Source organism: Xanthovirga aplysinae, from assembly GCF_009711365.1.
Classification (GTDB): domain Bacteria; phylum Bacteroidota; class Bacteroidia; order Cytophagales; family Cyclobacteriaceae; genus Xanthovirga; species Xanthovirga aplysinae.
This window is the reverse complement of sequence record NZ_SMMB01000921.1, coordinates 1-5,491: the sequence shown is the minus strand read 5'-3', so window position 1 is coordinate 5,491 and position 5,491 is coordinate 1. Positions and strand designations below refer to the sequence as shown.

Sequence of the window (5,491 nt, the reverse complement as noted above, 5' to 3'; positions counted from 1 at the left end):
GGGGATTTTTAAGATCAAAAACACCATGAAAAATCATTAAATCATATTTTTCATCTTCCAAATTTGAAATCCCCGGAATAAAAAGGTAGAACTCATAATTAGATTTAGTTTCAATAGCACTCCTAATCGCTTTTATATCGGGGTGAGGAGCCTTAGCTACAAACAATATTTTTTCTTTTCCTTCTATTATATCTATAAATGCATCTTTTTGATTATTGACTTCGGAAAACTCTCCTTCCAATGGGCTCACTTCAACCACAAAATGTTGCATCCCTTCTTCCTTTGCATCCAATAGAAAGTCTACCATAGAAACATCGGTTTGTTGGTCAAACTGATGCTTTTTAGAAGTAATTACTTTTCCATCCTTTTTGACCGAAACAATTACTTGCTGTTTTTCAAAACCATTGTTACTGACTTCCGCCCGTAAGGAAAACCTATTCCCTTCATAGGCCACCTTATTATAATAGAGGGTTTGGAGGTTTATATCTTTTTTAGGGATAGTATCCCCAAGAGCCAAGGTATAAATTGGAAAATTATAATTTCGAAAGGCTGGAGAAATTCCTTGGTTGTAAATCCCATCGGAAACTAACAAGACCCCAGCCAAATTACGCCCTTCAAAATCATTCTGAATGTTCTTTATGGATTTATCCAGGTTTGATGCAGGATACCGAAAGTCAACATTTCTTAATTCCTTAATGTTTTGATTGGACGTAAGGGTTTGATAGACTACTTCAAAATCTTTTTCTTCGAGATCTTGCCCTATGGCCGATATTTCTTCTATAGTCTGTGTTAGAAAGGCACTATCGTAAAGTTGAGAAAGAGAGGAAGAATTATCCAATAAAATAACAAAAGAAGGAGATTCTATTTTATTTTGGATTTGTTTAAGATAAGGTCCTAATAAAAGAAATGTAATCGCACTTACCGCTACAAACCGAAGAGTGAATAATAGCTTTTCCCATTTTGGCCCCCAAGGCCCCTCCTTCTTGTATAAGACAGCTGCATAAATTAAGCCCAAGAGCAGGCCTAAAAGAATAAACCAAGGGGAGTAATCAAATAAAAACTGAATTTTCTGCATCAGAATGCTACTATTGCATATCAATAAATGGATTCAGGAGTATGCTTCAGGAAATTGTTCTATATTTTCAATAATTAAGAGCAAATTAAATATACAACAATTTATCCAAAAACGGGCCCTGAATCCTCAATAACCTATATTCTGAGCATCTTTTTTAGGTTAGCATACCGCCATCAACCTGAATGACCTGCCCTGTTACATATGCCGACATATCTGAAGCCAGGAATATGCAAGCATTAGCTACATCCTCGGGCTGCCCGCCTCTTTTTAGAGGGATCGCATCACGCCAACTCTGAACCACTTTTTCATCCAAAACTTCCGTCATTTCGGTTTCTATGAAACCTGGTGCAATAGCATTTGCACGAATGTTTCTGGAACCCAATTCCAGAGCAACTGACTTTGTGAAACCAATCATACCTGCCTTAGAAGCCGAGTAGTTGGCCTGCCCTGCATTTCCCTTGATTCCTACCACAGAAGTCATATTGATAATAGAACCTGCTCTTTGCTTCATAAAGGTTCTTGTAACTGCTTTCACAGTATTAAATGCTGATTTTAAATTGGTTTTAATCACATCATCCCACATTTCCTCCGACATTCTCATTAAGAGATTATCTTTAGTGATCCCCGCATTATTTACCAGAATATCCAATCCTCCAAAATCCTTAACCACATTAGCAATTAATTCCTCGGCAGATTTAAAATCTGAAGCATCAGAACGATATCCTTTGGCATTTACACCTGCCTTTTTTAGTTCCTCTTCTAGAACCTGTGCCTTTTCCACGCTGGAAAGGTATGTGAAGGCCACATTTGCTCCTTCTTCAGCAAATCGCCTCGCAACCGCTTTTCCAATTCCTTTCGAAGCACCCGTAACCAGGGCTATTTTTCCTTCTAGTTGTTTCATAGGTTATTCTTAATTATTAGATCGCATTACGACTGATTACAGTATCAACTCGTAATTATTCATTCCAATTAAAATTTAATGTTGAAGGTATTATCTATTTTAAATAGATAAGCTTTTGAGCTAAAGGTTAAATTATCCTTCGTTTCGTCTATCTATGTAATCTTTCTATTGCAGTTTTAAAGAAGGTCCTTTTTTGCAATTTCTTTCCTATTTAAAATTTTCAGGAAACAATAATTAAACATTTTAAGCATATTTTCAAATTTGCTCTTTATTATTTAATAAAATCTAAATTGATTCATTAATTATTTGATAACCCCTACCCTCAAGTTCGGAAACAATTTAGAAGCCTTAAGCAGGATCAAAAAATTCAGAACCTAAGCGTTTTGGCATACATAAACTCTTCAGGAAAAGTAGAAAACACTTTATAAAATCCTGATTTTTTTCCTAAGTCAAATCGTTTAACTTTGCGTTGTTTTCAGTTGGATACATTTTAAATTTCAATTTGATATGCCAGAAAAATATGATGTCATAGTAATAGGTAGTGGCCCTGGAGGGTATGTTGCTGCTATCCGTGCCTCACAACTAGGTATGAAAGTAGGTGTTGTGGAAAGAGAATCCTTAGGAGGTATCTGTCTAAACTGGGGCTGTATTCCTACCAAAGCATTATTAAAGAGTGCTAATGTATTCGAATATATCAATCATGCCCAAGATTATGGTATTAATGTAAAAGGTGCCGAAGTTGACTTTGGTTCAATGGTGAAAAGAAGCCGCGGGGTAGCTGAAGGAATGAGCAAAGGAATTCAGTTCCTTTTCAAAAAAAATAAAATAGACCATATTCAAGGCTTTGGAAAGCTCAAGGATAAACAAATGGTAGAAGTTACTGATGAATCTGGAGCTACCACTGATTATAAAGCAGATCATATCATCTTAGCCACTGGAGGACGCTCTAGAGAACTACCTAACTTACCAATCGATAACGAGAAAATCATCGGTTACCGTAAGGCTATGGTGATGGAAAAACAGCCAAAATCTATGGTAGTAGTTGGTTCAGGTGCTATTGGTGTAGAGTTTGCCTATTTCTATAATGCAATTGGTACAGAAGTGACCGTAGTGGAGTATATGCCGCGAATTGTACCGGTAGAGGATGAGGAAGTTTCGAAAGCATTAACTAAATCATTCAAAAAAGCTAAAATTAAGGTCATGACCAATTCTGAAGTAACCCATGTGGATACCAAAGGTGAAGGTTGTGTGGTGACCGTAAAAACCAATAAAGGAGAAGAACAATTAAAGGCTGATGTAGTGCTTTCTGCTGTTGGCATTTCTACCAATTTAGAAGGTATTGGCCTGGAAGATGTTGGTGTGGCTCATGACAAAGGAAAAGTGTTAGTGGATGATTATTACAAAACTAATATTCCAGGAGTATATGCCATTGGTGATATTGTTCATGGACCAGCTCTGGCTCACGTAGCCTCCGCAGAAGGAATTACTTGCGTGGAGAAGATTGCAGGCCTAAACCCTGAACCTATTGACTATAATAATATTCCTGGATGTACTTACTGTAGCCCTGAAATTGCTTCTGTGGGTTACACCGAAGCACAAGCAAAAGAAGCAGGGTATGATATTAAAGTTGGGAAATTCCCATTCTCTGCTTCAGGAAAAGCTAGTGCTGCAGGTGCAAAAGATGGTTTTGTAAAAGTGATTTTTGACGCCAAATACGGGGAGTGGTTAGGAGCTCACATGATTGGTGCAAATGTTACTGAAATGATTGCTGAGGTAGTTGCTGCAAGAAAACTAGAAACTACCGGTCATGAGATCATTAAATCTATTCACCCACACCCTACAATGTCAGAGGCAGTGATGGAAGCGGCGGCGGCGGCTTATGATGAAGTTATTCATTTATAAATGGGCTGATTTATTGAAAAAGTAAAAAGAAAGGCATCCTAACAGATGCCTTTCTTTTGCATATATTTCAATTATTTCCGGATATTTGTCTGCTTTGAAGGATCAGAAAATCAATTTTTTGCCTTAATATTTTGGAAATTATAGGCTTGCCAATACAATCATTCATACCAGCTTTCAAGCATAACTCCTTTTTTTCTTGTAACCGATGAGCTGTCAACCCTAAAATGGGTATTCCGGATTTTGGTGGAGAAAAATGTTTTCTAATATATTGACAGGTTTCCAAACCATTCATTTGAGGCATTTCAAGGTCCATAATAATAATGTCAAAATCCCGAATTTCTAACATTTCTATTACTTGTTTCCCATTCACCACCATTTCCAATTGTTCCGCATCAAAGTGTTCACAAAGAAGTTTTTGAACAATCATTTGATTGAGGGGATCATCCTCCGCCACTAGTAATCGGAAATTATGGATCGTTTCTTTTTGAATTTCTTTGCTTTTAATTACCTGCTCTTTTTCTGGGTCTAATTTAAAGGGCAAAGAAAACCCAAAAACGGAACCTTTATCCGGGACACTTTCCACTATTAATCTACCATTTTGCAATTCAACCAATTGTTTGGAGATAGCCAATCCCAGACCCGTTCCCCCAAACTCTCTGGTGGTACTACTGGCCACTTGAGTAAAACTATCAAATATATGCTCTAATTTTTCTGCGGGAATTCCTATTCCAGTATCCTTAACTTTAAAGCTTATCCAATCCCCCCCTTCCAGGATATTTTGGGCTTTCTCAATTTGCAAATAAATTGAGCCCTCTTTGGTAAACTTGAGGGCATTACTAATGAAATTCATTAATATCTGGTTAATTCGAAAAGGATCTCCTTGTAGAACATTAGGAACTTGTTTTCCTATTTCAACATGAAATCCCACTCCTTTTTTTTTCGCCTCCACTGCATAAATTTCTGCAATTCCCTTGACCAGATCATTCAATTGAAAGCTTACCTTTTCAAAATCCATTTTGCCAGCTTCTATTTTTGAAAGGTCTAGGAGATGGTTAATGAGTGTTAAAAGTTTTTCAGAAGCCGACTTAATCCCATTTAATAAATTTGCCTCCTCCGAATTTGGGTCAGACTTTCGCCAAAGAAGTTCATTTATTGAAATTATCGCATTTAATGGGGTCCTAATTTCGTGACTCATATTTAATAAGAACCGTTCCTTAAACCTAGAGGACTCTTCTGCCTTTTGTTTAGCATGGAGAAGTTCCTTTCGGACCTTCTCCAACTGCCTGTTTTTTCTATAAATTTCTCTGTTATGCTCCTTTAAACTTATAATTTTTTCTTTTAATAGCTTTTCCACCTGTCTCCTTCCCAAGAGACTAATTTTATCAGGGTCAAGGATGGGATCAGGAATAAGTTTGGGGATAACAGAAAAGCTGTCCAATACCCTAAATGCTTTTGCCAAACGTCCATAACTTTCCTCATAGACCAATTTAGCTTCTTTATTTCCAATGGTTTTTTCCAGTTTTTCATATACAGCATGAGAAGTTTGTAAGAAAACCTCATGGAGCTCCTCATTGCTATAGGCTATTTGAGCCTCCGGATTTAAAAAGGGTAGT

At 37.0% G+C, this 5,491-nt stretch carries 3 protein-coding genes and 1 pseudogene; 1 reads left to right on the top strand and 3 read right to left on the bottom strand.

Features of this window, described 5'->3' with window-relative positions; genetic code table 11:
• Positions 1-1,075, bottom strand: a pseudogene (locus E1171_RS08175) (VWA domain-containing protein); the annotation flags it as partial.
• A gap of 154 nt (positions 1,076-1,229) precedes the next feature.
• The gene (fabG, locus tag E1171_RS08170; RefSeq protein ID WP_155205520.1) at positions 1,230-1,976 is read right to left on the bottom strand and encodes a 3-oxoacyl-[acyl-carrier-protein] reductase; all 747 of its coding nucleotides are present in this window, start codon (positions 1,974-1,976) and stop codon (positions 1,230-1,232) included.
• 507 nt (positions 1,977-2,483) lie between these two features.
• Between fabG and lpdA the strand changes: the two genes are divergently transcribed.
• Positions 2,484-3,878 carry a dihydrolipoyl dehydrogenase gene (lpdA, locus tag E1171_RS08165; protein WP_155205519.1) on the top strand — a complete coding sequence of 465 codons (1,395 nt, stop codon included), beginning with the start codon at positions 2,484-2,486 and terminating at the stop codon, positions 3,876-3,878.
• Between the two features lie 67 nt (positions 3,879-3,945).
• On the opposite strand, the gene E1171_RS08160 is transcribed toward lpdA, so the two are convergent.
• On the bottom strand, positions 3,946-5,491 hold a 1,546-nt coding region (locus tag E1171_RS08160), incomplete at its 5' end, for an ATP-binding protein (protein ID WP_155205518.1).